This is a genomic window from Cupriavidus sp. CER-90 (assembly GCF_057652055.1).
In genome coordinates this window covers 589,729-614,528 of sequence record NZ_JBYGYM010000001.1, presented here as the reverse complement: position 1 = coordinate 614,528, position 24,800 = coordinate 589,729, and the positions used below count along the sequence as shown (strand labels likewise).

General features: G+C 66.8%; 21 protein-coding genes. 4 read left to right on the top strand and 17 right to left on the bottom strand.

The window, feature by feature from the left end:
- Positions 1-66 precede the first annotated feature (66 nt).
- A complete protein-coding gene (mdtD, locus tag AC24R4_RS02745; protein ID WP_487522173.1) occupies positions 67-1,473 on the top strand; it encodes a multidrug transporter subunit MdtD in 1,407 nt (468 codons plus the stop codon).
- Between the two features lie 128 nt (positions 1,474-1,601).
- Here the strand turns inward: mdtD and AC24R4_RS02740 are convergent, their stop codons facing one another.
- The 9 genes from AC24R4_RS02740 to AC24R4_RS02700 all read right to left on the bottom strand — a co-directional run bounded on the left by AC24R4_RS02740 (position 1,602) and on the right by AC24R4_RS02700 (position 13,652).
- Positions 1,602-2,570, bottom strand: a complete 969-nt coding sequence (locus AC24R4_RS02740; RefSeq protein ID WP_487522172.1) for a threo-3-hydroxy-L-aspartate ammonia-lyase — start codon at positions 2,568-2,570, stop codon at positions 1,602-1,604.
- Between the two features lie 48 nt (positions 2,571-2,618).
- Complete coding sequence (locus tag AC24R4_RS02735; RefSeq protein ID WP_400395351.1) at positions 2,619-3,596, bottom strand: ornithine cyclodeaminase family protein; 978 nt, start codon at positions 3,594-3,596, stop codon at positions 2,619-2,621.
- Positions 3,586-4,212, bottom strand: coding sequence for a helix-turn-helix transcriptional regulator (locus AC24R4_RS02730; RefSeq protein WP_153948046.1), 627 nt, complete (start codon positions 4,210-4,212; stop codon positions 3,586-3,588). Before AC24R4_RS02730 ends, AC24R4_RS02735 begins: the two co-directional genes overlap by 11 nt.
- 154 nt (positions 4,213-4,366) lie before the next feature.
- Positions 4,367-7,114, bottom strand: a complete 2,748-nt coding sequence (locus AC24R4_RS02725; RefSeq protein ID WP_487522171.1) for a molybdopterin-dependent oxidoreductase — start codon at positions 7,112-7,114, stop codon at positions 4,367-4,369.
- A gap of 46 nt (positions 7,115-7,160) precedes the next feature.
- On the bottom strand, positions 7,161-8,420 hold the full coding sequence (locus tag AC24R4_RS02720; protein WP_400394329.1) for an NAD(P)/FAD-dependent oxidoreductase: 1,260 nt from the start codon (positions 8,418-8,420) through the stop codon (positions 7,161-7,163).
- Between the two features lie 74 nt (positions 8,421-8,494).
- Positions 8,495-8,893, bottom strand: coding sequence for a nitrite reductase small subunit NirD (gene nirD / locus AC24R4_RS02715; protein WP_400394331.1), 399 nt, complete (start codon positions 8,891-8,893; stop codon positions 8,495-8,497).
- 15 nt (positions 8,894-8,908) lie between these two features.
- Positions 8,909-11,470: a nitrite reductase large subunit NirB gene (nirB, locus tag AC24R4_RS02710; RefSeq protein ID WP_400394333.1), complete on the bottom strand. Its 2,562-nt coding sequence runs from the start codon at positions 11,468-11,470 to the stop codon at positions 8,909-8,911.
- 47 nt (positions 11,471-11,517) lie between these two features.
- A complete protein-coding gene (locus AC24R4_RS02705) occupies positions 11,518-12,831 on the bottom strand; it encodes an MFS transporter (RefSeq protein WP_400394335.1) in 1,314 nt (437 codons plus the stop codon).
- A gap of 335 nt (positions 12,832-13,166) precedes the next feature.
- The gene (locus AC24R4_RS02700) at positions 13,167-13,652 is read right to left on the bottom strand and encodes a winged helix-turn-helix transcriptional regulator (RefSeq protein WP_400394337.1); all 486 of its coding nucleotides are present in this window, start codon (positions 13,650-13,652) and stop codon (positions 13,167-13,169) included.
- A gap of 88 nt (positions 13,653-13,740) precedes the next feature.
- Between AC24R4_RS02700 and AC24R4_RS02695 the strand changes: the two genes are divergently transcribed.
- Complete coding sequence (locus AC24R4_RS02695) at positions 13,741-14,364, top strand: N-acetyltransferase family protein (protein ID WP_487522170.1); 624 nt, start codon at positions 13,741-13,743, stop codon at positions 14,362-14,364.
- A gap of 38 nt (positions 14,365-14,402) precedes the next feature.
- Here AC24R4_RS02695 and AC24R4_RS02690 read toward each other — a convergent pair whose 3' ends face one another.
- The gene (locus AC24R4_RS02690; protein WP_400397465.1) at positions 14,403-15,269 is read right to left on the bottom strand and encodes an EamA family transporter; all 867 of its coding nucleotides are present in this window, start codon (positions 15,267-15,269) and stop codon (positions 14,403-14,405) included.
- Positions 15,270-15,474: 205 nt separating this feature from the next.
- Between AC24R4_RS02690 and AC24R4_RS02685 the strand changes: the two genes are divergently transcribed.
- Entirely contained in the window at positions 15,475-16,194 is a 720-nt protein-coding gene (locus tag AC24R4_RS02685) for an SDR family NAD(P)-dependent oxidoreductase (protein WP_487522169.1), read from the top strand.
- 14 nt (positions 16,195-16,208) lie between these two features.
- On the opposite strand, the gene AC24R4_RS02680 is transcribed toward AC24R4_RS02685, so the two are convergent.
- From AC24R4_RS02680 to acpA, 6 genes are all read right to left on the bottom strand, one after another.
- A complete protein-coding gene (locus AC24R4_RS02680) occupies positions 16,209-16,604 on the bottom strand; it encodes a type II toxin-antitoxin system VapC family toxin (protein ID WP_487522168.1) in 396 nt (131 codons plus the stop codon).
- Positions 16,601-17,035 (bottom strand): hypothetical protein, encoded by a 435-nt coding sequence (locus AC24R4_RS02675; protein ID WP_487522167.1) that lies wholly within the window; start codon positions 17,033-17,035, stop codon positions 16,601-16,603. Before AC24R4_RS02675 ends, AC24R4_RS02680 begins: the two co-directional genes overlap by 4 nt.
- 126 nt (positions 17,036-17,161) lie before the next feature.
- On the bottom strand, positions 17,162-18,469 hold the full coding sequence (locus AC24R4_RS02670; RefSeq protein ID WP_153948036.1) for a type II toxin-antitoxin system HipA family toxin: 1,308 nt from the start codon (positions 18,467-18,469) through the stop codon (positions 17,162-17,164).
- Positions 18,466-18,759 carry a helix-turn-helix domain-containing protein gene (locus AC24R4_RS02665; RefSeq protein WP_487522166.1) on the bottom strand — a complete coding sequence of 98 codons (294 nt, stop codon included), beginning with the start codon at positions 18,757-18,759 and terminating at the stop codon, positions 18,466-18,468. The genes AC24R4_RS02670 and AC24R4_RS02665 overlap by 4 nt, the downstream gene beginning before the upstream one ends.
- A 232-nt stretch (positions 18,760-18,991) precedes the next feature.
- Positions 18,992-20,422: an MFS transporter gene (locus AC24R4_RS02660; RefSeq protein WP_400395744.1), complete on the bottom strand. Its 1,431-nt coding sequence runs from the start codon at positions 20,420-20,422 to the stop codon at positions 18,992-18,994.
- Positions 20,423-20,581: 159 nt separating this feature from the next.
- Complete coding sequence (acpA, locus tag AC24R4_RS02655; protein ID WP_400395742.1) at positions 20,582-22,705, bottom strand: acid phosphatase; 2,124 nt, start codon at positions 22,703-22,705, stop codon at positions 20,582-20,584.
- A gap of 252 nt (positions 22,706-22,957) precedes the next feature.
- On the opposite strand from acpA, the gene AC24R4_RS02650 reads away from it, so the two are divergent.
- The gene (locus AC24R4_RS02650) at positions 22,958-24,385 is read left to right on the top strand and encodes a cytochrome-c peroxidase (RefSeq protein WP_487522165.1); all 1,428 of its coding nucleotides are present in this window, start codon (positions 22,958-22,960) and stop codon (positions 24,383-24,385) included.
- Here AC24R4_RS02650 and AC24R4_RS02645 read toward each other — a convergent pair.
- Positions 24,382-24,606 (bottom strand): hypothetical protein, encoded by a 225-nt coding sequence (locus AC24R4_RS02645; protein ID WP_249641007.1) that lies wholly within the window; start codon positions 24,604-24,606, stop codon positions 24,382-24,384. The genes AC24R4_RS02650 and AC24R4_RS02645 overlap by 4 nt on opposite strands.
- Positions 24,607-24,800 lie beyond the last annotated feature (194 nt).

The following is a 24,800-nucleotide window of genomic DNA, read 5'->3' as shown; positions in this document are numbered from 1 at the left end:
GGTTTTAGCCACGATCAGCGTGCCGCTGCCATGTCTCTCGCCACGCCTCCCGCCGAATCCGCCGCCATGCCCCAGGACCCCAAGCTGCGCATCATGCTCTGGGTGGTGGCGGTGGGATTCTTCATGCAGACGCTCGACTCCACGATCGTCAACACCGCCTTGCCGTCGATGGCGCGCAGCCTGGGCGAGAGCCCGCTGCGCATGCAGTCGGTGGTCATCGCCTATTCGCTGACGATGGCCGTGATCATCCCGGCATCGGGCTGGCTGGCCGACCGCTTCGGTACGCGCACGATATTCCAGACCGCCATCGGGCTGTTCGTGCTGGGGTCGCTGCTGTGCGCCTGGGCCCCCACGCTGCCGATGCTGTCCGCCGCCCGCGTGGTGCAGGGGGCGGGCGGCGCGATGCTGCTGCCGGTGGGCCGGCTGTCGGTGCTGCGGACGTTTCCGCGCGAGCAGTATCTGCAGGCGCTGAGTTTCGTGGCGATCCCCGGCATGATCGGGCCGCTGATCGGGCCGACGCTGGGCGGCTGGATCACGCAGACGTTTTCCTGGCACTGGATTTTCCTGATCAACGTGCCGGTGGGGGTGATGGGCGCGATTGCCACGGTGAAATACATGCCCAACGCGCGGCTGCCGGGCATGGGACGCTTCGATATCGCGGGCTACGCATTCCTGGCCATCGCCATGGTGACGCTGTCCTTTTCGCTGGACGGGCTGGCGGGCATGGGGTTCCAGCACGCCACGGTGCTGATCCTGCTGATCGCCAGCATGGCGGCGCTGTCGGCCTACGTGCTGCATGCGCGGCGCAGCAAGATGCCGTTGTTTCCGCTCAAGCTGTTTGACATCCATACCTTCAGCGTGGGCCTGTTGGGCAACCTGTTCGCGCGGATCGGCAACGGCGCCATGCCATTCCTGATTCCGCTGACGCTGCAGGTCAGCCTGGGGTATTCGCCGTTCAATGCCGGCCTGATGATGGTGCCGGTGACGGTGGCCGGCATGGCGTCCAAGCGCCTGGCCACGCGGCTGATCGAGCAGTTCGGCTACCGCAAGGTGCTGGTCACCAATACGTTCCTGGTGGGGCTGGTGATGGCGTCGTTCGCGCTGATCTCGCCGGACCGGCCGCTGCCGCTGGTGATCGTCCAGATGGCGATCTTCGGCGCGGTCAATTCCGTCCAGTTCACGGCCATGAACACCGTCACGCTCAAGGACCTGAGCGGGGTCAACGCCAGCAGCGGCAACAGCATGCTGTCGATGGTGCAGATGCTGTCGATGAGCCTGGCCGTGACATCGGCCGGCGCGCTGCTGGCCACGTTCCAGGCCGGCATCGGCTCCCATCACTTCGACGTGCTGCCGGCCTTCCACGCCACCTTCATCTGCGTGGGGCTGATCACCTCGGCCTCGGCCTGGATCTTCATGCAGCTCGATCCCGAGAAGGTCGTGGTGGCCAGGGCGCAGCCGTCGGAAGAGGTATAGGGCGACTGCAAGGCCCCGGTTTTCGCCCCGCTCCCCCTTGTGGGAGCGGGGCGGGGGAGAGGGCGGGGGAGAGGGGCGGGGGAGAGGGTCAGCCGTTCACATGGCGGCAAGTCGGCGCCATCGGTATGTCAACGCCCCATCAGCTCGCAGAACCACGAGATATCGACGTTGCCGCCGCTGATGAGGATGCCCACGCGCTTGCCCTTGAGCTGATCCTTGATCTGCAGGGCGGCCGCCAGGCCCAGGGCGCCGGTCGGCTCGACGATCATCTTCATGCGCTCGGCGAAGAAGCGCATGGCCTCCACCAGTTGCGCGTCCGACGCGGTCAGGATGTCGTTGACGTCGCGCCGGATGATCGGGAATGTGTACTGGCCCAGGTGCTGCGTCTGCGCGCCGTCGGCAATGGTCTTGGGCGTGTCGATATGCACGATCGCACCGCTGCGGAACGACTGCTGGCCGTCGTTGCCGGCCTCGGGCTCCACGCCGTACAGCCGGCACTGCGGCGCCAGCGCGCGCGTGGCCAGCGCCGTGCCGGACAGCAGCCCGCCACCGCCCAGCGGGGCCAGCAGCACGTCGAGCGGACCCACTTCGTCGAACAGTTCCCGGGCGGCGGTGCCCTGGCCGGCCATCACATCGGGATGGTCGTACGGCGGAATCAGCGTCATGCCGTGCTTCTCGGCCAGGTCGCGGCCGATGGCCTCGCGGTCTTCCTTGTAGCGGTCGTACATCACCACGGTGGCGCCATAGCCCTTGGTGGCGGCCACCTTCAGCGCCGGCGCGTCCTGCGGCATCACGATGGTAGCCGGCATGCCCAGCAGCCTTGCCGACAGCGCGATGCCCTGCGCGTGGTTGCCCGACGAGAAGGCGACCACGCCGCCCTTGCGCTGCGCGGGCGTGAACTTCGACAGCGCGTTGAACGCGCCACGGAACTTGAAGGCGCCCATGCGCTGGAAGTTCTCGCACTTGAAGAACACTTTGGCGCCAAGCCGCTCGTCGAGCGTGCGCGAGGTGTTGACCGGGGTGCGGTTGGCGTAGCCTTCCAGCCGCTTGGCAGCGGCCTCGACGTCGGCGTAGGTGGGCAGTTGCAGGGTCGTCATGGTGGTATCGAGTGCGGGATGCAGGGTCTGGAAAGGGATGGAAGGGGCTTACCAGGGCCAGGCCAGGCGCGTGCCGGTGCCATCGGCCACGGCCCGTTCATGCAGGAAGCGGGCGACGGTCAGGTCTTGCAGCGCCAGGCCGGTCATGTCGAATACGGTGATGTCTTCGGCCTGCCGCTGGAACGTGGCGGCGCCGGTCAGCAGGTCGCCGATCTCGATGCAGTGCAGGTCGGGCGCCCACTGGCACTCGCCGATGCTGCGCGCCTGTTGCAGGTCGTCGGCCACGATGCGGGCGCGTTCCAGCACGCCTTCGGGCAGTTCGCGCTTGCCGCTGGTGTCGGCGCCCACGCAGGTCAGGTGGGTGCCGGGTTGCACGGCGGCGGCGTCGAACAGGGCGCCGCCACCGGTCGTGGCCGTGATCACGACATCGCTCTGGGCCACGGCGGCATTGCGGTCGGTGGCCAGCGCGATCTGGCAGCGCCCGGCGAATTCGGCTTCGAAGCTGGCGCTGGGCGCGCCGCTGGCGCTCACATAGCGCACGTCGGTCAGCGATGGCAGCAGCGCCAGCGCATAGGACAGCTGCACGCGCGCCTGTACGCCGGTGCCGAACACGCATACGCGGCGGCTGTCGGGCCGTGCCAGGGCCTGTAGCCCGATGCCGCCGGCGGCGCCGGTGCGCGCCGTGGTGATCGCGTTGCCGTCGAGTATGCACACGGGCCGTCCGGTCGCCGGATCGATCAGCACGATGGTGGCCTGGTGCGGCTCGCCGCCGCGCTCGCGGTTGCCGGGCCAGAATCCCGCAGCCTTGAAGCCGAGCAGATTCTGCCGGCCGACGTCGCCGGCCTTGATGCCGAACACACCGCCGGTCGCCAGCTTTTCGCGGATCAGCGGAAAGACGCGTCCCTCGCGATGGCTGTGCAGGATAAAGGCCTCGCGCACGGCGGCCAGGACATCGTCGGGGACCAGCGCCGCTTCCACGGCGTGCTTGTCGAGCAGTAGCAACTGCGCGGCGGAATTAGCGTGCATAGCTGTAGACGGTTGCGCGCGACACGCCCAGGTGTGCCGCGATGGTTTCCATGGCCCGGCGCACTTCCAGCAGGCCGGACGCCTTGAGTTCGGCCAGCAGCGCGCGCCGCTCGTCGGTCTTCAGCGCGCGGGGCGTGGTGGCCAGCCGCGCTGCGAAGGCGTCGATGCGCGAGCGCAGCACTTCGGTGCTGGCGGGGTCGAGCGTTTCCTCGGGCCCGTCCGCGGCGGTCTGCACGAACTGGCCCATGGCCATCTGCAGGCTGCGGAACAGCGTCAGATCCACGTTCATGCACAGCGCGGCGATGTAGCGGCCGCTGCTGTCCTTGATGCCGATGGACGTGCTCTTGGCCAGGCGGCCATCGGCAAACTGGTTCGCGTAGTTGGCCAGCACCTGCGGATAGTCGGGGTCCGTGATGCGGGCTTCGCCCAGCTCCGTGGTGGGATCGCCCACGGCGCGGCCCGACAGGTTGTTGTGGATGGCCAGGATCGACTGGCCAGGCTCCAGCAGGTCGTGCACCACGACCTCGCAGAACGGCGCCAGCGTCTGGCCCAGGCCATCGGCAATCTGCTTGAGCTGGTCCAGCAGCAGACGCTGCTCGGGCGTACGTTGCATCATCTCGGGCGATGGAATTCGAGGAAATTCGATGCTGGACAGTTTGTATAGTGCTGGACTAAATGTCAAGAAGTGGGCGCAAAAATGGCGCGGGAGCCGCATGGGCTGCCGCGCCATCCGCCGATATCGCCGATATCGCCCCGATTCGCGAAGGCGCTCAGGCGGCTTCGGCGATCCGGATCTCCGCCAGCAGCTTGCGCAGTTCCGGCACGCAAGACCCGCAGTTGCCGCCGGCCTTCACGCAGGCGGTGATGTCGGCCGGCGTCTTGAGGTCGTGCTTGCGCACGGCGTCGCAGATCGTATTGCGGCCCACGCCGAAGCAGGCGCACACCGTGGGGCCGGCATCGGCGGTCTTCTCCATCGGCTGGCCCAGCAGCAGGCCGATACGGTCGGGGTCTTCCAGCCGATCCTGCCCGAACAGTTGCGAAAGCCAGGCGCGCGACGGCAGATCGGCCCGCGTGGACACGTAGACGCACGCTTCCAGCCGGTCGTTGACCACGAACCCCGCGTGATAGACCCCGGCCGAGCGGTCTTCGTATTCAAGCCAGTCCGCGTCGGGGTCGTGCACGCCCAGCAGGGCCCGCGCCCAGGCGGCGCGGTCAGCGACGGTTTCCCGGCCGGCGAATTCGTAACGCTGAAACTGCTTGCCCTGGATGCGCGTCCAGTAGGTCAGCGAATCGGCTGGCAGCGCGTTGCGGCTCAGCACGAAGCCGTGCCACGAGACTCGGAATTCCTCCACGCGCACCGGCGTGTGCTTGAACTCGGGCTCGCCCGAGACCGGATCGACCACCGGATTGACCACGGCGCCCACGCGCGCATCGGAACTGAACTGATCGTTCCAGTGAATCGGCACGAACACGCTGCCCCGCGCAATGCCCCCGCCAAACCGCACCCGGGCCACCATGGCGCCCCAGCGGCTGGTCACGCGGGCGAGCTTGCCTTCGCCCACGCCGCACAGCAGCGCGTCCTGCGGGTGCATGTCGACGAACGGCTCGGGCAGGTGGTCGGACAGCCGCGCGGCCTTGCCGGTGCGCGTCATGGTGTGCCACTGGTCGCGCACGCGGCCCGTGTTCAGGATCAGCGGGAATTCGTCGTCGGCCGCGTGGGCCGGCGCGCGGGCCGCGGTCGGCACGAAACGGGCGCGGCCATCGGCAAACGCATAGCGGCCGTCCTCGAACAGGCGCTCGGTACCACCCGGCGTGGCGGCGCGGTACGGCCATTGCACCGGCGCGAAGGCGTCGTATTCGTCCTGGGTCAGCCCGACCAGACCGCCGATATCGAACATGCGCGGCGCGTCGCGGTCGCTGGCATCGCCGTTTCGCCACGCCGAGAGCCGCGCGTGTTCGTCGAAGATCTCGTGCGGGGTCTGGTAGTCGAAGCCGGCAAAACCCATGCGGCGGGCCACGTCGCACAGGATGTCCCAGTCGGCGCGGGCCTCGCCGGGGGCCGGCAGGAAGGCGCGCTGGCGCGAAATGCGGCGCTCGGAGTTGGTGACCGTGCCGTCCTTCTCGCCCCAGCCCAGCGCGGGCAGCAGCACGTGCGCGGCGTCATTGGTATCGGTGTGCGTGACGATGTCCGACGACACCACCAGTTCGCACCTGGCCAGCGCACGGCGTGCCTGGTCCGCGTCGGGCAGGCTGACCACCGGGTTGGTGGCGATGACCCACACGGCCTTGACCTGGCCGGCCTCGATGGCGTTGAACAGGTCCACGGCCTTGAGGCCGGCCTTGTCGGCCATGTGCGGCGACTGCCAGAAGTCCTGCACGATGTCGCGATGCACCGGGTTGGCCAGTTCCATGTGCGCGGCCAGCATATTGGCCAGCCCGCCCACTTCGCGCCCGCCCATGGCGTTGGGCTGCCCGGTCAGCGAGAACGGACCCATGCCCGGACGGCCGATGCGGCCGGTCAGCAGATGGCAGTTGATGATGCTGTTGACCTTGTCGGTGCCCGCCGACGACTGGTTCACACCCATCGAGAACGCCGTGACGACCTTTTGCGTACCGGCGAACAGTGCGAAGAACGCCTGCAGGTCCTGCGGATCGAGCTTGCAGGCACGGGCCAGGGCGGTCAGGTCCGCGGCATCGGCGCCATCGGCGTTGGCCACGGCCAGCGCGTCGTCCAGGCCGGCCGTATGGGCATCGACAAAGGCCGCATCGGTGTGGCCGTGGCGCGCCAGGTAGCCAAGCAGGCCGTTGAACAGCCGTACGTCAGTGCCGGGGCGCAGCGGCAGGTGCAGGTCGGCCAGTTCGCAGGTGGCGGTGCGGCGCGGATCGATGGCCACGATCTTCATGTCGGGCCGTGCTTCCTTGGCGCGGGTCAGGCGCTGGAACAGGATCGGATGGCACCAGGCCGTGTTCGAGCCCACCAGCACCACCAGATCGGCCTGTTCCAGGTCTTCGTAGCTGCACGGCACCAGGTCTTCGCCAAACGCGCGCTTGTGGCCGGCCACGGCCGACGACATGCACAGCCGCGAATTGGTGTCGATGTTGGCCGAACCGATAAAGCCCTTCATCAGCTTGTTGGCGATGTAGTAGTCCTCGGTCAGGATCTGGCCCGACACGTACAGGGCCACGGCGTCGGGGCCGTGCCTGGCGATGACGTCGGCAAAGCCGCTGGCCACCTTGTCGAGCGCCTGGTCCCAGCTCACGCGACGCAGCGATCCGTCGGCATCGCGCAGTTGGGGATGGAGCAGGCGGCCGTCCAGGCTGACCGTGTCGCCCAGCGCCGAGCCCTTGACGCACAGGCGGCCATGGTTCGACGCGTGGTCGGCATCGCCTTGTACATCCACCTGGCCGTCGGCGCGCGCGGTGGCGCGTACGCCGCAGCCCACGCCGCAGTACGGGCAGGTGGTGGAGACCGTCTTGGTGGAGGTGGTGGCAACCACGGCAATATCGGACAGGTTCACGGCAGACTCTCTTCGGTCGGGGGCGGCGCGGGCCGGGGAGCTTGTGTCAGGCCGCCAGGGCCTCGCATTGCGCCTGGCCAAACAGCAGGCGCTGACGCAGCGCGGCCACGGGCTTGCCGGACTGGATCAGGTCGAAATACCACGGGCCATCCTTCACGTCGCCATACAGCACGGCGCCGACCAGCCGGCCGTCCTGCAGGACCAGGCGCTTGTAGACACCGCGGCGCGGATCGCGCAGGACGAGGTCCTCGCTGCCTTCGGCGCCGATGAAATCGCCGGCCGAGTACAGGTCCACACCCGTCACCTTGAGCTTGGTGGCCGTGGCCTGCTGCACGTAGCGCCGATGCCCGGCGCCGGCCAGATGCGCGGCGCAGACGCGGGCCTGGTCCCAGATCGGGGCCACCAGGCCAAACGTGGCATTGCGGTGCTGCACGCATTCGCCCACGGCGTAGATGCGCGGATCGAAGGTCTGCAGCGTGTCGTCCACCACGATGGCGCGCTCGCAACGCAGGCCGGCGCCGGCGGCCAGCTCGATATTGGGGCGCACGCCGGCGGTCATCACCACCAGATCGGCCGGAATCCGCGTGCCGTCCTTGAACAGCACGCCGGCCACGCGGTCCTGGCCAAGAATGCCGGCCGTCTGGGCGCTTAGCAGAAAGCGCAGGCCCTTGCGTTCGAGCGCCAGCTTGAGCAGGTCGGCGGCGGGTTTGTCCAGCTGGCGCTCCATCAGGCTGTCGGCCAGATGCACCACGGTGACATCCATGCCTTGCCGCATGAGGCCATTGGCGGCCTCCAGACCCAGCAGGCCGCCGCCGATCACCACCGCGTGGCGATGGTTGCGCGCGGCGTGCAGCATGGTTTCCACGTCCTGGATGTCGCGGAAGGCGATCACGCCGTCCAGCGTATGACCGGGTACCGGAATGATGAACGGCCTGGAGCCCGTGGCCAGCAGCAGGCGGTCGTAGTGGACGGCCTTGCCGGAAGCCGAGCGCACGGTGCGGCGCGGCCGGTCGATGGCCACCACGGGGTCGCCGGCCAGCAGTTCGATGCCGTTTTGCGCGTACCAGTCGCGCGTGTTGAGCATGATGTCGTCGACGGTCTTTTCGCCGGCGAGCACCGGGCTCAGCAGGATGCGGTTGTAGTTGCCGTGCGGCTCGGCGCCGAACACCGTGATGTCGTACAGGTCCGGCGCGAGCTTCAGCAGTTCCTCGACCGTGCGCATGGCGGCCATGCCGTTGCCAACCACCACCAGCCGTGGCTTGGCCGGGGTGGCGGGAGACGAGGCGGGGGGCGTCGTGGACATCATCTTCCTGGGGGCCTGTTGGCGTAATGACGTGTGGGCGTGTGGACGTGTTGGCGTGTTGGCAGCTGGGCTGCGGGTCAGGCGGCCATTTCTTCCTCGACCTTGCCCGCCTCGGCCTCGCGCTGGACGACCGAGGCGGCCACCCAGACCTTGCCGTCATAGACGCGCGCGGCGTAGGCGTTGACCGAGTGCTCGGGCGCCTCCAGGCACTCGCCGGTGCGCAGGTCGAAGTGATGCTTGTAGATCGGCGACGCCACCACCACGCGCTCGCCGAGGCTGCCGACCAGCCCGCGCGACAGCACGTTGGCCTGCGAATTGGGGTCGAAATTGGCGATGGCGTAGACCGCTTCGCCGCGGCCGACGCGGAAGACCGCTACCTGCTGCCTGTCGACCAGTGCGCAGACACCAGTATTGGGCACGATATCGCGCAAGGTGCAAATCGCGGTCCAGGTTTCGGGATGGTGGGTTTGGCTCATCACGTTCTCCTTGTGTCAGGCTGCTTTTGCGGGCACGGCGACCACGGGAATGTGGCTCAGGCGGGAACGCTGCAAGTTCCGTTCCTCCGGCGTGGCGGGGCGGATCTGGCCGCGCGCTTCCAGGAAGACCAGGTTGTCGTCGCGCAGGTCGCTGTTGACGAAGTGGCGGAATCGCTTGCGGGTTTCCGGGTCGGTGATGGCTTTCTTCCACTCGTCCTCGTAGGTGTCCACCACGTGCTGCATTTCGGCTTCCAGTTCGGCGCCGATGCCCAGCTTGTCGTCGATGACCACGGCCTTCAGGTAGTCCAGGCCGCCTTCGAGGTTGTCGCGCCAGGTGCTGGTGCGTTGCAGGCGGTCGGCGGTGCGTACGTAGAACATCAGGAAGCGGTCGACGTAGCGGATCAGCGTGTCGCGGTCCAGGTCGCCGGCCAGCAGTTCGGCGTGGCGCGGCTTCATGCCGCCGTTGCCGCAGACGTAGAGGTTCCAGCCCTTTTCGGTGGCGATGATGCCCACGTCCTTGCCCTGGGCTTCGGCGCACTCGCGGGTGCAGCCCGATACGCCAAACTTGATCTTGTGCGGCGCGCGCAGGCCCTTGTAGCGGTTTTCGATGTCGATGGCCAGGCCGACCGAGTCGTCCACGCCGTAGCGGCACCACGTGGAGCCCACGCACGACTTCACCGTGCGCAGCGACTTGCCGTAGGCGTGGCCGGATTCGAACCCGGCCGCCACCAGTTCTTCCCAGATCAGCGGCAGTTCTTCCAGGCGGGCGCCGAACATGTCCACCCGCGCGCCGCCGGTGATCTTGGTGTACAGACCGTACTTCTTGGCCACGTGGCCCACGGCGATCAGGCCGTCTGGCGTGACTTCGCCGCCGGGCATGCGCGGCACCACGGAATAGGTGCCGTCCTTCTGGATATTGGCAAGGAAGTAGTCGTTCGAATCCTGCAGGCTCGCATGTTCTTCCTTGAGCACGAATTCGTTCCAGCACGATGCCAGGATGCTGCCCACGGTGGGCTTGCAGATGTCGCAGCCCAGCCCCTTGCCATGCGCGGCCAGCAGGTCGTCGAAGGTCTTGATCTTGCCCACGCGCACCAGGTGGTACAGCTCCTGGCGCGAGTACGGGAAGTGCTCGCAGACATGGTTGTTCACGGCCATGCCCTGTTTCTTCATCTCGGCCTTCATGATCTGCGTGACCAGCGGCACGCAGCCGCCGCAGGCCGTGCCGGCCTTGGTGCACGACTTCAGCGCGCCGATGCTGGTGGCGCCATCGGTCACGGCCGCGCAGATCTGGCCCTTGCTGACGTTGTTGCACGAGCAGATCTGGGCCGTGTCGGGCAGCGCGTCGGCGCCCAGTGCCGGCCGGGCCTGTCCATCCGACGACGGCAGGATCAGGAATTCCGGCGATTCGGGCAGCTCGATGCGGTTCAGCATCATCTGCAGCAGCGTGCCGTATTCGGCGGCATCGCCCACCAGCACGCCGCCGAGCAGGTACTTGCCGCAATCGGACACCACCAGCTTCTTGTAGACCTGCTTGCGCTCGTCGGTGAACTGGTACGAGCGGCTGCCCGGCGCATTGCCGTGCGGGTCGCCGATGCTGGCCACGTCCACGCCCATCAGCTTGAGCTTGGTGCTCATGTCGGCGCCGGTGAACCGGGCGGCCTCGCCCCGCAGATGGCGGGCGGCCACGCGGGCCATATCGTAGCCCGGGGCCACCAGGCCGTAGATCTTGCCGTCCCACAGCGCGCATTCGCCGATGGCGTAGACGTCCGGGTGCGAGGTCAGGCAGTTGTCGTCGATCACGATGCCGCCGCGCGGACCAATGGCCAGGCCGCTGTCGCGGGCCAGTTCGTCACGCGGACGAATCCCGGCCGAGAACACGATCATGTCGGTGTCCAGATGCGTGCCATCGGTAAAGTTCATGCGGTGCGTGCCGTCCACGCCATCGACGATCTCCACGGTGTTCTTGCCCGTGTGCGCCTTCACGCCGAGGTCTTCGATCTTCTGGCGCAGCATGCGGCCGCCGCCGTCGTCGACCTGCACGGCCATCAGGCGCGGGGCGAACTCCACCACGTGGGTGTCCAGGTTCATGTCGCGCAGCGCCTTGGCGCACTCCAGCCCCAGCAGGCCGCCGCCGATGACCACGCCCGACCGGGCGCGGCGGCCGCATTCCAGCATCGCCTCCAGGTCTTCGATGGTGCGGTAGACGAAGGTGTCCTTGCGGTCCTTGCCCGGCAGCGGCGGCACGAACGGGTACGAGCCGGTGGCCAGCACCAGCTTGTCGTAGGGCAGCGTTTCGCCGGTGGACGTGGTGACCGTCTTCGCGGCCGTATCGATGGCCGTGGCCTTGGCATTCAGGCGCAGCAGCATGTTGTTGTGCTGGTCGAAGAAGCCCGCCGGCACCAGCGACAGGTCATCGGCCGACTTGCCGGCGAAGAACTCCGACAGGTGGACGCGATCGTAGGCGGGGCGCGGCTCCTCGCAGAGCACCGTCACTTCCAGGTCTTGTGCGCCGGCCTCTGCCAGGCATTCCAGGAACTTGTGGCCGACCATGCCGTGCCCGACGATGATGATCTTCATGATGCTTTCCTTGTCCGGAGAGTCGTAACGTGGTTTGTTGGCGTCGATCAGTTGGCCAGCGCGCTGTCGTACAGGGCTTGTTCCTGCGCCTTGTGCTCGGCGCTGAAGCGCACGGCGATGGCGCACAGCGCGGCCAGCGTGGCGGCCACGCCCAGGTACGTCAGCGTCTGCTGCAGGTCGCCCAGGCCTTTCATCAGGAAGCCCGCGGCCACCGCGCCGACGTTGCCGCCAGCGCCGATGATCCCGGCCACGCCGCCCAGCGCCTTGCGGTCGATGAACGGCACCAGCGCGTAGGTGGCGCCGCAGGCCATGTGGGTGAACAGGCCGAACGTCAGCATGGCGGCGACGGCGGTGACCACGCCCGCGGCATGCGCAAATGCCAGCAGGCCCAGGCCTTCGCCCAGAATGAAGACGAACAGCACGATCGACCGCGCGTCGAGACCACGGTGGCGGGCCACGCGATCCGACACGTAGCCGCCCAATGCCCGGGCGAACAGCGCCAGCAGGCCGAAGCTGGCAGCGGCCATGCCGGCGGCGGACAGCGACAGGCCGAAGTGGTCGACGTAGTAGGTGGCGGCCACGTTGTGGATGAAAATTTCCACGCCGAAGCATGCGCCGTACGTGATGAACAGCATCCAGACGCGGTAGTTTGCGCTGGCCGCGCGGAAGCTGGCCCAGCCGCCACCGCCCTTGCCGCCGCTCACGGCGATGCCGCGGGCGCGCAGGTCCGAGAAGTTGCCTTCGGGGCAGTCCTGCGTGAAGCGCCAGTAGACGACGGCCATGATCAGCATCAGCACGCCCGGCACGATCAGCGCCACGCGCCAGCCCATGGCGTGGTCCACGCCCAGGAACAGTACGGCGGCCAGCAGCAGCGGCATCGCGCCCTGTGCGGCGCCGCCGCCCGCGTTACCCCAGCCGGCCGACGCCGCATTGGCGGTGCCCACCACGTTCGACGCGAACATCACCGACGTGTGGTACTGCGTGATGACGAAGCTCGCACCCACCGCCCCAATCAGCAGGCGGAAAAACAGGAAGGTCTCGTAGTTCTGGGCAAACGCCACGCCGATCACCGGCATCGCACCGATGGCCAGCAGGCCGGTGTACGTCTTGCGCGGACCGAAGCGGTCGCACATCGGGCCGATCACCAGACGCACCAGGATGGTCACGGCCACGGCGGCGATATTGATATTGGCAATCTGGCCGGCGGTCAGGCCAAACTCGCCCTTGAGCACCGGCATCAGCGGCGCGCAGGCAAACCAGGCGAAGAAACAGACGAAGAACGCCATCCAGGTCAGGTGGAAGGCGCGCATCTGCGGGGTCTTCAGACTTAGCAGATCGATCCGGGTGGCTTTGCCGTTCATTCTTGGGCTCCAAAAACAAAAGGCGTCCCGAGAGGCTGGCGCTGATGAGCCAGTTCTGGGGACGCCGTTGTCCTGACGGCTGCTACCTACGGATAGCAGTCGTGCTGTGTGGGGTGGGCAGATCGCCGTTGACCGGCCCACGCTTCCTATCGCAAGCGATATGCCAGCCCCACCAAGTGGTGGTTTGGAGACTTCGAGAAGGGAAAATGCGCTAGATAGTGCCGTATGATGCACTAATCCGCATCATGGTGCGGCGCCAGAGTTGGGCGGACGCACGGCTATGGTGCGGTGCAATGTGCGGCGCCGGTGCGTGCGCAGGCCGCAGGGTCTTGGGGTCAGTCGGCCTTTTCGGGCTGGGGCAGCAGGGAAATCAGCTGCATGTCGGAAGGGGAGACCAGTTGATCGGCTTCGTCGATCAGTGCGGCGCGCACCTTGAGTCCGTTGACCCGCGAGCGGATCTCCGCCGGCCCCTGGCCTTCGGCCTTCATATGGGCATCGCCCCACTGCATCAGGCCGACGATCACCGGCAACAGCTCCACGGCGGCACGGGTCGGGCGGTAGGCAAAGCGCTCGCGCTCGCCTGGCGTCTTGTAGCTAACCTTGCGCAGCAGCCCGGCTTCCGTCAGCGTCTTCAGCCGCGCCGACAGCACGGCGGGCGAGCACTGGAGCCGCTCCAGAAAGTCATCGAAACGTTGGACCCCCGAAAACACGTCGCGCAAGATAAGAATTGTCCACTTTTCGCCGATCAGCGATAGCGTGGCCGCGATCGAGCATTGCGCGAAGGCCTCGGGCGACACAGGCGGCGGCAGTGACGTATTCATGATTTGAGGATAGCACTCTAACTTCATTTGAAAAAGTCAGGGTTTCGACTATAGTTCTGCCTACAGAAGATGAAGTCAGGGGTGGGCCATGAGCGATGGCGACGACGCAGGCGACAGCAGCACGGGTTCGCGGATTACCGAAGAACGGTGGACAGCACGCGGTGGCCAACAGGTGACGGTGCGTGCGGTACGGGCAGCGGACCAGGCAGGGCTGCGCGCATTTGTGGATGGCCTGTCGCGTGAGAGCCGTTACTACCGGTTTCTGACCGGAGGCCGGGTGTCGGACGACATCATCCAAGGCTTTGTCGCCCACCATCCGCACCGGGACGCCGCCATAGTGGTGACCGTGCACGCCGAGGATGGTGGCGAATCGATCGTCGCCAACGCCGAATACGTGGTGAATGCCGACAACGTGGCGGAACTGGCCGTGGTGGTGGCGGACGACTGGCAAGGGCAGGGGTTGGGCCGGCGGTTGATCCAACGGCTGCAACAGATTGCGAGGACCCGCCGGCTCCAGGGTATGCGTGGCGACGTGCTGAGCGAGAACCGGCGCATGCTTGCCATCATGCGCGATTGCGGATTTGCCGCACGTCGCAATCCGGAGGACAGCTTTCTGCATGAGGTCAGCCTGTCGCTGGTCGAGGCGCAGGACCGCGCGCACCGGCCACAACGCGCGCATTGGCTGCCGCGCGACTGGTTCGCGGACAACTAGCCCGCGTTCGAGCCCACGACGGGCGGTTTGACAGGCCGTCAGTGCTTGCCGCGCGATGTCGCCGTACAGCCAATCGACGCCGTGATGATGGCGGCAATGGCCACCCACTGGATGGCCGTGAGCTGTTCGTGCAGGAATGCCAGGCCCGCCAGGGCACCCATGGCCGGCTCCAGACTCAGCAGAATGCCAAAGGTCCTGCGCGGCAGCCGCTTCAGTGCCACCATCTCCAGCGAATAGGGAATCGCGCTCGACATCAGGCCGACCGCCAGACCGGAGAGCAGCAGCCCGGGGCTGAAGATCTGCGTGCCGGCATGGCCAAGGCCGAAAGGCAGCGCAACCAGCGCCGCCATGGTCATGCCCAGCGAAGTCGCCTGGCCGCCATGCGCGTTGCCTGCCATCTGGCCGAACACAATATAGAGCGCCCAGCCCACGCCGGCCGCCAACGCATAGCCAATACCCACCGGATCCAGATGGGTCGCGGCCTCGCCCAGCGGCAGCAGCAGGACAAGGCCAGCCACAGCGCAGGCAATCCAGAGAAAATCGATGGCCTTGCGGGACGACAACACCGCAACGGCCAGTGGGCCCGTGAATTCGATGGCGATCGCCAACCCCAGCGGGATGGTGCGCAGCGACATATAGAACAGCAGGTTCGTGGCTCCCAGTGCCGCCCCATATAGCGCAATGGCGCGGGCATGCTTGCCCGACAACGGGAAGCGCCACGGCCGCCAGACCGCGATCAGGATCAACGCCGCAAAGCCGACGCGCAGCGCAACCGTGCCCTGGGCGCCAATGGCGCCGAACAGGCTCTTGGCAAACGATGTCCCGACGCATAGCGACGCCATGGAGCCGATCAGGGCCAGCACGGCCAGCAGGGTTTCGCTCTGCTTGATGCGGGTGAGGGGCACTTCCTTGTCCTGGTACGGTAGGCCCGGCTAGGGGCGGTGCGGCATCTTGCCCGAACATCGGCCGGGCGGCCATACACAGATGCCGGTGCCGCTTGCTGTACAGTTGGGCGCGCCGGGCCGGGCTGCGAGTCAGCGCCCGGACCGGCGCTGGCGGAGTCCCGGTCAAGGCACTATGGTGGAAGGACCGTTTTTGCCGGAGTTCACCATGGAAGCCAAGGCACCCCGTCGTCATGTCGTCATTACCGGCGCCGCCGGCGCGCTGGGTCGCGCCGTGGCCAGCCGGTTCGCCGGAGAGGGCGCACGGCTGGCGCTGATCGACCACAACCTGCAGCACCTGCAGAGCGTGTTTGCGCACCCCGAGCCCGACCACGGCGGCACGCTGCTGCACGCGGCCGACGTGACCTCCGATACGGCGATGGCCCCCGTGGCGGCCGCCATCCTCGACGCGTTCGGCACGGTCGATGTGCTGGTGCACGTGGCCGGCGGCTTCGAGATGGGCGAGCCCACCCACGCCTTGAGCCGCGAATCCTGGCAGCGCATGATGGACCTGAACGCCTGGTCGTTCGTCGCCGTCACGGGCCATTTCATTCCGGCCATGATGTTTCAGCGCAGCGGCAAGGTCGTGGCCGTTTCCGCGCGCGGTGCCGCCAGCGGCGCGGCCGCGATGGGCGCCTATACCGCTTCCAAGAGCGCGCTGCAGCGGCTGGTGGAAAGCCTGTCGCACGAAGTCAGAAGCTCGGGCATCAACGTCAACAGCATTGCCCCCAGCATTCTCGATACGCCCGCCAACCGCCACGCCATGCCGTCGGCCGATCCGGCGCAGTGGGTATCCACCGGCGCCGCCGCGCGGGCGGTGGCATTCCTGGCATCGGACGGGGCAGAGGCCATGCACGGACAGCATCTGGTGCTGGACGGCCTGAGTTGAGCGTCCGCCTTGCCTCATAGCGCCAGCCTCATGCCGATGGCACGGGCGGCCTTGCGGTCGAAGGTGGCCGTGTGATGGCAGCCGGCGCTCTGGCAGGTTCGCTGGATCAGGCAGTCGGGGAAATCTGCCGACGTCTCCCTGAATAGGAGAAACGCCGATTCCACGATGGCATGGGACTCGATGACCAACTCCCGGCTTTTCAACAGCCATTCAAGAACCCGGGCCACTTCAGATCGCGTTGCTCCACGGATTCTCCTCATGACACGGATCAGTTCCACCAGTACAGCAATGGCAACGTAACCCGGAGCGTTTCGTGAAAGCGACGCCATTAACATGTCTGCTTTGGCAGTCAGGATGGGATCGTCCCGGGTAAAGAACCGGACGAGAATGTTGGTATCCAGCCCGATCATGCAAAGCTCCGGAGATACCTTGCGCAGACTTCGGCATCAATGGCCGCTTCGATTTCGTCGTCCGTCAGGGGCGAGCCCTGCCTGCGGCCCGCCAGGCATCCTTTCAAGTCCATGATGGAGCAAGTTTGCCCCGGAGCGAGAGGGGGGAGGCCAAGTGTCGTTGTTGGATCGGCATCGTGCATGTCAGGTGACTCGGCGTCGTCCACGGCTTGCGCGATGTCTCGCCGGCTTGGCGGGGGCCTGCGGCCAGCAAGGCACCCCTTCAAATCCATGATCGAGCAGGTTTCGCCGGGTGCCAGTTTCCGTAGTCCCAATGTGGTTGCCGGATCGGCGTCCTTCTCTCTTTCACGCGACTGCGCGTCGTGCGGGTAGTCCGTCGTCACAGCCCCCACGTCCTTCAACGCAACATGCTGCTCTGCTTGATATTGCATGAGATTGACCCCTCTATTGTCTGGTTAAGCCGGCGCGATTCGCGCCTGACGCAACCATTCTGGGCCGCCGTCAAGCAGAAAAAAATGGGACGTGTCTCAAAATGCGTCCCGCATTGTGGTACCCGGTTATCGCCGGCGCAGCAATGCCAGCGGCAGGGTGCGCAGTCGTTCGAGCACCACGGACTTCATCGCCACTGGCGTCGGCAGCGAATCGAGCAGCGCGGGCCACCGTTCCTGGGCCATGGTCACGGCGTCCTTCACGGCGGCGACGGCGATGCGCTCGGCAATCCGGGCTTCGCGCGCGAAGTCCCGGTAGGTTTCCAGTGTCTGGCTGCGTTGCAGAAGATCGATGGCGACGTTCTGTCCGAAAGCCGCGAAGCCCGGCAGGGCGGCCACGCTGACGATGTCATAGGCCGGCGACAGCTCGGGCATCGTGCCATTGCGATAGAGGAACGAGAAGTTCTTCAGGTGAGCGTCGCTGTTGCCCAGCAGCGTATGGACGGCTTGCCGCATGAAGAACTGCCGGACGTCTTCGATGCCGCGTACGCTCAGCCGGTCCAGCAGCCGGACGATGGCCACGTAGGCGTCGTTGCCGGCGTACTTGCGTGCCGGCATGCGCGTCAGGATCTGGCAGCCGTCCTCGGCATGGACCCGGCCGCCGGGCTCGCGATCGAAGCGGTCCACTGCCAGGAAGTGCAGGTCCGCGCCCAACGCATCGGCCAGGCCCGGCACATCGATGGCCGCCAGCGGCTGCGGCCGGCACACGGCCACCGCCACGCCGGCTGCCTGGGCCAGTTGCATCGACACATATTCGTTATAGATCTGGCTGTCGTCGTTGCGTGCCGGCAGCTTGGCGATCAGGTCGGACAGCCGCCCGTGGGTAGGCATGGTGTAGCGCCGGCCTGCGTGCGCGGTAGACAGCGCCAGCTTGTTCTGCACGCCGGACACCGAGGCGGCACCTTCGGTCGCGCCTTCCACGACGGCGATCTCGAGGTTGTCCGCGCCACCCGTCACCCCGATGGTGCGGACATGATCGGGCAAGGTGTCCAGATTGGCCGGGCGCACGGTCAAGGCCCCGGGCAGGTCTTCGCCGGCCGCCGCCAGCACGCCGAAGTCGTCGCGATCATCCGGATGGTGACGCGTGGCTTCCAGCCGCTTGCGCAGTTCGCCCTCGGGCAGCAGCCCGGCAAAGTAGGGGGGAAGTTCGCCGCCGACGTTGTAGACCGCGGGGTGGAACGGATTCGACAGGATGGTGCCAGTCAACGGTTCATTGCCGGGGATGGTCAGCGACAGACTGAGCGTCGGCCGGCCGGGATCGCCGCGAAACTGCTCGCCCGGCACGAAGCGCGTGGTTCGCCCTGCTTCGCAGAGGTAGCCACAGAGTACGCCGTGCAAGTGCACGGACAGATAGCGCGGCCGGAGTTCGTCGCTCATGTCTCATCCCCGAGCAGCAAATCGACGGAAGTCGGGGCGCCCCTGTCGGGTCCGGCAGCCTTGCCGGCCAGCGTCTGCCGAACCTCCGCCAGATGCTCCTTGGGCACCAGCACCCACTCGGCGTCCAGCGCAGAGGCAATCGCATCGAGTGTCGAGGCGCGCACATCCTGCTTGCCGCTCAAGGCGACGGAGAGGTTGGAGCCCGCCATGCCGATGGTGCGCCCGATGTCAGCCAGCGACAGGTCTCGCAGTTTTCGAAGCGAACGTAGCTGAGGGATGAAGGCTGACATGACGAGGGGAGACGGATTCAATATTTACTATCATAGTGAAGCGGCAGAAAATATGCAAAAGCATATTATTTTGCTTAATGATATGCCATTGAATAAGAGGTGGTGAGCACAAGTTCGGACTGCGCGTCGCCATCATGGGCAAAAAGGCGCACGGGATTGCGCGGTCAAGGACAGTCTGCCGGCCGGATACCGTCATGGAAATGGGACGGTTCTCAAAAATGCCGGGGTGTCGTCAATCGCGTTCCGCCCCCAGCGGCGGCGCGATATCCTCCAGCGCACGCCTCTCGGCATCCACGCCGAAGCGGAGCGCCAGCAGGCCGGCCACGATCACGAGCGCGGCGCCGATGCCGTAGCCAACGGCCACCGCGCCCCGGCTGCCGGTTTCGATCAGCATGCCGAACAGCACGGGTGCGACGAAGCCGCCCGTGCCCGTGCCCACGGCGTAGAACACCGAAATCGCCAGGGCGCGCATCTCCAGCGGGAAGACTTCGCTGGCGGTCAGATAGGCGGAGCTTGCCGCGGCCGACGCCAGGAAGAATACGGCGGACCAGCACAGGGCCTGGGCGCGTGCATCGAGCCAGCCCTGCATGAACGCCCAGCCGGTGGCGGCCAGGCCGACGCCCGACAGCACATAGGTGACGGCGATCATCCTGCGCCGTCCGATCCGGTCGAACAGCGGGCCCAGCACCAGCGGGCCCAGCGCGTTGCCCAGCGCGAACGGGAAGATATAGAGCGCCACGCGTTCCTCGGGCACGCCCTGGAACCGGGTCAGCACCAGCGAGTAGGTGAAAAAGATCGCGTTGTAGAAGAACGCCTGCGCCACCATCAGCGCGAACGTGACGACACTGCGCGTGCGGTAGCGGCGCAGCAGCAGGCGCATGATCTCGCCCAGCGCCGGAACGGGTTTGCCGGCGTAGGCCACCGTGGCGGCTGCGTCCAGGGTCGGCAACCCGCCATGCCGCCGCGCCACTTCCGATTCGATGCTGGCAATCACGCGCGCGGCTTCGTCGTGACGGCCGTGTGTCGTCAGCCAGCGCGGGCTTTCCGGCACATGCCGCCGGATCAGGACGATCGCCACGGCCAGGACCGCGCCCAGCGCAAAGCAGACGCGCCAGCCCCATACCGGGCCGAATACGCGCGGGTCCAGCAGCACCAGGCTCAGGCCGGCGCCCAGTGCCGCGCCGATCCAGAAGCTGCCGTTGATGGCCAGATTCACGCGTCCGCGCACGCGGGCCGGTATCAGTTCGTCGATGGCCGAGTTGATGGCCGCGTATTCGCCGCCGATGCCCAGTCCGGTCAGGAACCGGCAGACGGCGAAGAACGCGAAATTGGGAGAGAAGGCCGTGGCCAGGGTGGCCGCCATATAGACCGCCAGCGTGGCCAGGAACAGTTTCTTGCGGCCCAGCCGGTCGGCCAGGCGGCCAAACAGCAGCGCGCCGATGACCGCCCCTGATATATAGATGGAGCCGGACCAGCCTACCTGCGTGGCATCGAGCCCCAGGGTGTCGGGCCGCGACAGGACAGCGCCGACGGCGCCCACCAGGGTCACCTCCAGGCCGTCGAGCAACCAGGCGATGCCCAGGGCGATGGCGACGCGCCAGTGCCAGGCGGACCACGGCAGGCGGTCCAGGCGGGCGGGGATATCGGAATGCCAGGCGGCGATGACGGGCTCCTTGGCGCTGGGATGGCACTCACAAGACTATAGCCACTCCGGAATCGGCTGCCTGTCGGCGATCCGCCGACGCCGCCCCGCCAGCGTCCGCCACGAAAAAAAGGGCGGCCCGTTGCGCGGGCCGCCCCTTGCCGTCGGCGGATGCCTGTCTTACTGCGCCGGGAACGCCAGCGCGTTGGTCAGATCGCCCATGGCCGGCTTGCCATTGGCCACCAGCGCGTCGTCACGCAGCTTCAGGCCCGGCAGCGTCGGCAGGGCAAAGCGGCGCGTGATGAAGCGCAGGATCGATGCCGTATCGTACTGCGTATGGTCCACGAAGCCCTTCCTGGCGAACGGCGACACGATGATCGCCGGAATACGCGTGCCCGGACCCCAGCGATCGGCGGTCGGCACCGGAGCGTGATCGTAGAAGCCGCCGTTTTCGTCGTAGGTCACCACGATCAGCATGTTCTTGTACTGCGGGCTCTTCTGCAGCTGCTGGATCACGTCGACGATGTGGGCGTCGCCGTCGGCCACGTTGGCGTAACCGGGGTGCTGGTTCAGGTTGCCCTGCGGCTTGTAGAACGTCACGGCCGGCAGCTTGCCCGCGGCGGCATCGGCCAGGAACTGGCTGTCGAAATCCTTCAGGTGGGCCGTGCGGTAGTCGGCATGGTCAACCGGGCTGAACGCGGCGAAGAAGTTGAACGGCTGGTGGTGGGCCTGGAAGTTCGGCGTCGTGTTGTTGTAGATCTTGGTGCGATCGGCCGACACGGTCTTCCATGCGCCCGCGTACCAGGCCCAGTCCACGCCGCGCTTGTCGAGATAGGTGGCGATGGTGTCCTGGGTTTGCGGCGGCAGGGTGCTGGCGGCGTTCGGATCGGCCAGCAGCTTGGTGGCATCGGTCGAGGCCGGCGCGTTGCCGCTTGGCTGGAAGGCCGGCTGCATCGTGTTCACGGCGTAGAACAGGCCGGTGGCCGGGTCCTTCGGCGTAATGGCGCCGTCGTTCACGTACGAAGCTCGGGCGGACAGGATGCTCGCGGAGCTGGTGCCGGTCAGCTGCAGGCTCTTGCCGTCAGCGGCCACGGCCGCGATCGATTTCGCTGCCACTGACGTATCCGCGTTCGGGTAGGTCGGCACGCAGGCGCAGACCAGGTACTGGTGGTTCAGGAACGAACCACCGAACGCGCCCATGAAGAAGTTGTCGGCCAGCACGAAATCCTTGGCCATCTTCCACATCGCCATGCCGCTGCCGTCGTAGTAGCCCATGGTGAGGCCGCCGGCGTCCGAGAAGGCCGCGAACTTGTCGTTCTTGCCGCCATTGATCTGCATCTGGTTCTGGTAGAACTTGTGGACCAGGTCGCGGGTGACCACGTTCTGGTTCACCACCACGCCCGTGCCATTGACGCCCAACGGATCGTCGATGCGGAACGGCTTGTTGGCCCAGCCCACCGTATTGACTTCAGGCAGCGTCACGGACTGGCCCGCGGCAGTGAAACCACCCCAGGTCGGCGGCAGCGACGCCAGCGTCGAATTGTCGAAGTCCTTTTGCGGGGTCACAGTGCCGACGGCGCTCGGGTTCACATCCGGAATGCCATTGGCGCCGGGGAACAGGCCGTAGAGGTTGTCGAAGCCGCGGTTTTCGGCGTAGATCACCACCACGGTCTTGATGTTGTTCATGGCCACGCGCTGGGCCACGCCGTTCTTGATGGCGGTGGCGATGTTGCCGCCGGCGGCCACCGCGTTGGCGATCAGGTCGATGGCCTGCTCGATCTCGCCCTGCAACGCAGCCTTGATCTTGCCGTCCGTTTCCTTGTTGTGGTCTTCCAGCAGCTTGTCCGCGGCCACACCAAGGCGATCCGCCAGCTGGCTGCGGGCGGCGTCGAGGTTGCCGCCGTTGCCGTCCATCAGCGCGGTCAGTTCGGTGGAGATGGCGCTGACCACGCCATTGGCGCTGGCCGGCGCGCGGAATACCAGCTTGCGCGTCACGGCGGCATGGCCACCGGCGTCGTCGTTACGGAACGCATCCGTGCCGATTTCGGCCACCACGGGGCCCTGGCCATTCACGGTAAAGGCGCCCTTAGCGTCGGTGAAGGCCGAGGCCTCGCTGCTGTCGCACGCGCCGTTGTTGTTGGCGTCGATACAGACCTTGGCATGCTCGAAGTAGCTGCCGGTGACGACGCCCGACGTGGTGGCGGCGGGGGTGGCGGCGCTGCTGCCGGAATCGCTGCCGCCACAGGCGGACAGGCATGCGGCGGCCAATGCGGCCAGCGGCCACAGACGGGTATTACGGCTCATGGCTTTCCTCTTTCTTATAGGTGGGATGACTGCGGTGCTGCGATGAAGCTTGTGGGTACTGCCTGGGTGCGCCGCGAGTGTGGGCCTGCCATGTGTCAGATTGATGATGAGGCGCAGGGAAATCCGATGCACCCGCAGCGCGCCGCGTTGTCAGTGGCCGGCGTGTCGTTTTCGTGAAGTGTCACGTGGATGTCATCCGTCCGGCATAGCCTCTTGCGCCATCCATCGTCATCCCGCCGCCATCATTCCGTCATGAGCTTGCCGCCGCTGTTGTGGAACGCCGCGTTCCCGTCGCTCTTCACCTGGTTGCGCGTGGCGGGCAGCCTGCTGATCGTGCTGCTGGCCAGCCTGATGACGGGGTGCGGGCAACAGGATGCCGCGCCGGCAACGGCCATCGGGAACACCCCGGCCCCGCAGGCGGCAGCGGCCAGCGTGCCCCGGGCCGCCGGTCCGAAGCCGTTCTACGCGATGATTGCCGAGCGGCATCCCGACATCGCGCGGCTCAATGCGCTGGGCAAGGCGTTGTTCTTCGATCCGGCGCTGTCGGCGTCGGGCAAGCAGTCGTGTGCCACTTGCCACAGCCCCGCGCATGCCTATGGGCCGCCGAACGACCTGTCGGTGCAGCTGGGCGGTGCGGACATGACGCGCACCGGCGTGCGGGCGGCGCCGTCGCTGCGCTATGTGCAGAACGTCCCCGCCTACACCGACCACTATCACGAGAACGACGGCAACGACGCCGAGGACCAGGGACCGACCGGCGGCCACAACTGGGACGGCCGGGCCGGATCGACGCACGATCAGGCCCGCATCCCGCTGCTGTCCGCGCACGAGATGGCCAACGGCGAGCCACGGGTGGTGGTCGAGCGCATCCGCAACGGACCGCACGCCGAAACCTTCCGCAAGGTGCTGGGGCAGGACGTGCTGGACGACGAGGACACCGCCTTCAGCGCGGTGCTGATGGCGCTGGAGGCCTTCCAGCAGACGCCTTCGGAGTTCTATCCCTATACCAGCAAGTACGATGCGGTGCTGCGCGGCCAGGCGAAGCTCGATGCGGCGGAACTGCGCGGCCTGCGCGTGTTCAATGATCCGGACAAGGGCAATTGCGCCGCCTGCCACCCGGGCGATGTCCGGGAAGGCGCATTCCCCGCGTTCTCGGATTTCGGCTTTATCGCCGTGGGCGTGCCGCGCAATCGCAAGCTGGCGGGCAATGCCGATCCGGCATTCTTCGACATGGGACTGTGCGGCCCGGACCGGACCGACCTCAAGGACCGGGCGGACTACTGCGGCCTGTTCCGTACCCCGTCATTGCGCAACGTGGCACTGCGCCACGCCTTTTTCCACAACGGCATCTTCCATTCGCTGGACGAGGTGCTGCACTTCTACGCCGAGCGCGATGTGAAGCCGCAGAAGTGGTATCCGCGCGGCGCGGACGGCAGGGTGCGGAAGTTCGACGACCTGCCGGCGCAGTATCACGCGAACATCAACATGGAAGCGCCGTTTGGCGGCAAGCCGGGCGACAAGCCCCGGATGACCGAGGGGGAAATGCGCGATGTGATCGCGTTCCTGAAGACGCTGACCGATGGCTATCAGGCCCCGGCCGCAACCCTGACGATGGCGGCCTCACGCGAAACATCACGCCGCATCGGCGGCGGGCAGCAATGGAAGGGAGAGGGCCGCTAGTTCAGGCGGCCCACCGCGGCCAGCATCGAGCGGCCATGCGCGGTGATTTGCGGGCAGGGACGTTTGCCCTGTTCGGATTCCAGGATCACCAGTTGGCGGGTGATCAGTGCATCGAGATCGACGGGGTCGATTTCGCGTGCGGCGATGCTTGACGTATCGTCGCGGGTATGTGGACCATTGCCGATCAACATCAGCGTGGCAAGTTCATGTGGGCTCAGCACGGTGTTCTCCTTGGGCGTAAGGGGAGCGGTTGCTGGGGACATGGGGAACGCGGGGCCGCTGTGAGCGGTGCGTTCCTCCGACGGGATTGTGGACCATCGCGCCGGCGCTTGCACGCTGCATCGCATCGTGACGGCCAGTCGACAGTTAAGGCATTGGACGGGCATGCGCGGTAGGGGTTCCTGCCCGATACAAA

What these genes read in the sequence shown, in the direction of transcription:
- mdtD (WP_487522173.1), top strand. Translation starts at nt 67, where the DNA reads ATGCCCCAGGACCCCAAGCTGCGCATCATGCTCTGGGTGGTGGCGGTG.
- AC24R4_RS02740 (WP_487522172.1), bottom strand. Translation starts at nt 2,570, where the DNA reads ATGACGACCCTGCAACTGCCCACCTACGCCGACGTCGAGGCCGCTGCC.
- AC24R4_RS02735 (WP_400395351.1), bottom strand. Translation starts at nt 3,596, where the DNA reads ATGCACGCTAATTCCGCCGCGCAGTTGCTACTGCTCGACAAGCACGCC.
- AC24R4_RS02730 (WP_153948046.1), bottom strand. Translation starts at nt 4,212, where the DNA reads ATGATGCAACGTACGCCCGAGCAGCGTCTGCTGCTGGACCAGCTCAAG.
- AC24R4_RS02720 (WP_400394329.1), bottom strand. Translation starts at nt 8,420, where the DNA reads ATGATGTCCACGACGCCCCCCGCCTCGTCTCCCGCCACCCCGGCCAAG.
- nirD (WP_400394331.1), bottom strand. Translation starts at nt 8,893, where the DNA reads ATGAGCCAAACCCACCATCCCGAAACCTGGACCGCGATTTGCACCTTG.
- nirB (WP_400394333.1), bottom strand. Translation starts at nt 11,470, where the DNA reads ATGAAGATCATCATCGTCGGGCACGGCATGGTCGGCCACAAGTTCCTG.
- AC24R4_RS02705 (WP_400394335.1), bottom strand. Translation starts at nt 12,831, where the DNA reads ATGAACGGCAAAGCCACCCGGATCGATCTGCTAAGTCTGAAGACCCCG.
- AC24R4_RS02700 (WP_400394337.1), bottom strand. Translation starts at nt 13,652, where the DNA reads ATGAATACGTCACTGCCGCCGCCTGTGTCGCCCGAGGCCTTCGCGCAA.
- AC24R4_RS02695 (WP_487522170.1), top strand. Translation starts at nt 13,741, where the DNA reads ATGAGCGATGGCGACGACGCAGGCGACAGCAGCACGGGTTCGCGGATT.
- AC24R4_RS02685 (WP_487522169.1), top strand. Translation starts at nt 15,475, where the DNA reads ATGGAAGCCAAGGCACCCCGTCGTCATGTCGTCATTACCGGCGCCGCC.
- AC24R4_RS02680 (WP_487522168.1), bottom strand. Translation starts at nt 16,604, where the DNA reads ATGATCGGGCTGGATACCAACATTCTCGTCCGGTTCTTTACCCGGGAC.
- AC24R4_RS02675 (WP_487522167.1), bottom strand. Translation starts at nt 17,035, where the DNA reads ATGCAATATCAAGCAGAGCAGCATGTTGCGTTGAAGGACGTGGGGGCT.
- AC24R4_RS02670 (WP_153948036.1), bottom strand. Translation starts at nt 18,469, where the DNA reads ATGAGCGACGAACTCCGGCCGCGCTATCTGTCCGTGCACTTGCACGGC.
- AC24R4_RS02665 (WP_487522166.1), bottom strand. Translation starts at nt 18,759, where the DNA reads ATGTCAGCCTTCATCCCTCAGCTACGTTCGCTTCGAAAACTGCGAGAC.
- acpA (WP_400395742.1), bottom strand. Translation starts at nt 22,705, where the DNA reads ATGAGCCGTAATACCCGTCTGTGGCCGCTGGCCGCATTGGCCGCCGCA.
- AC24R4_RS02650 (WP_487522165.1), top strand. Translation starts at nt 22,958, where the DNA reads ATGAGCTTGCCGCCGCTGTTGTGGAACGCCGCGTTCCCGTCGCTCTTC.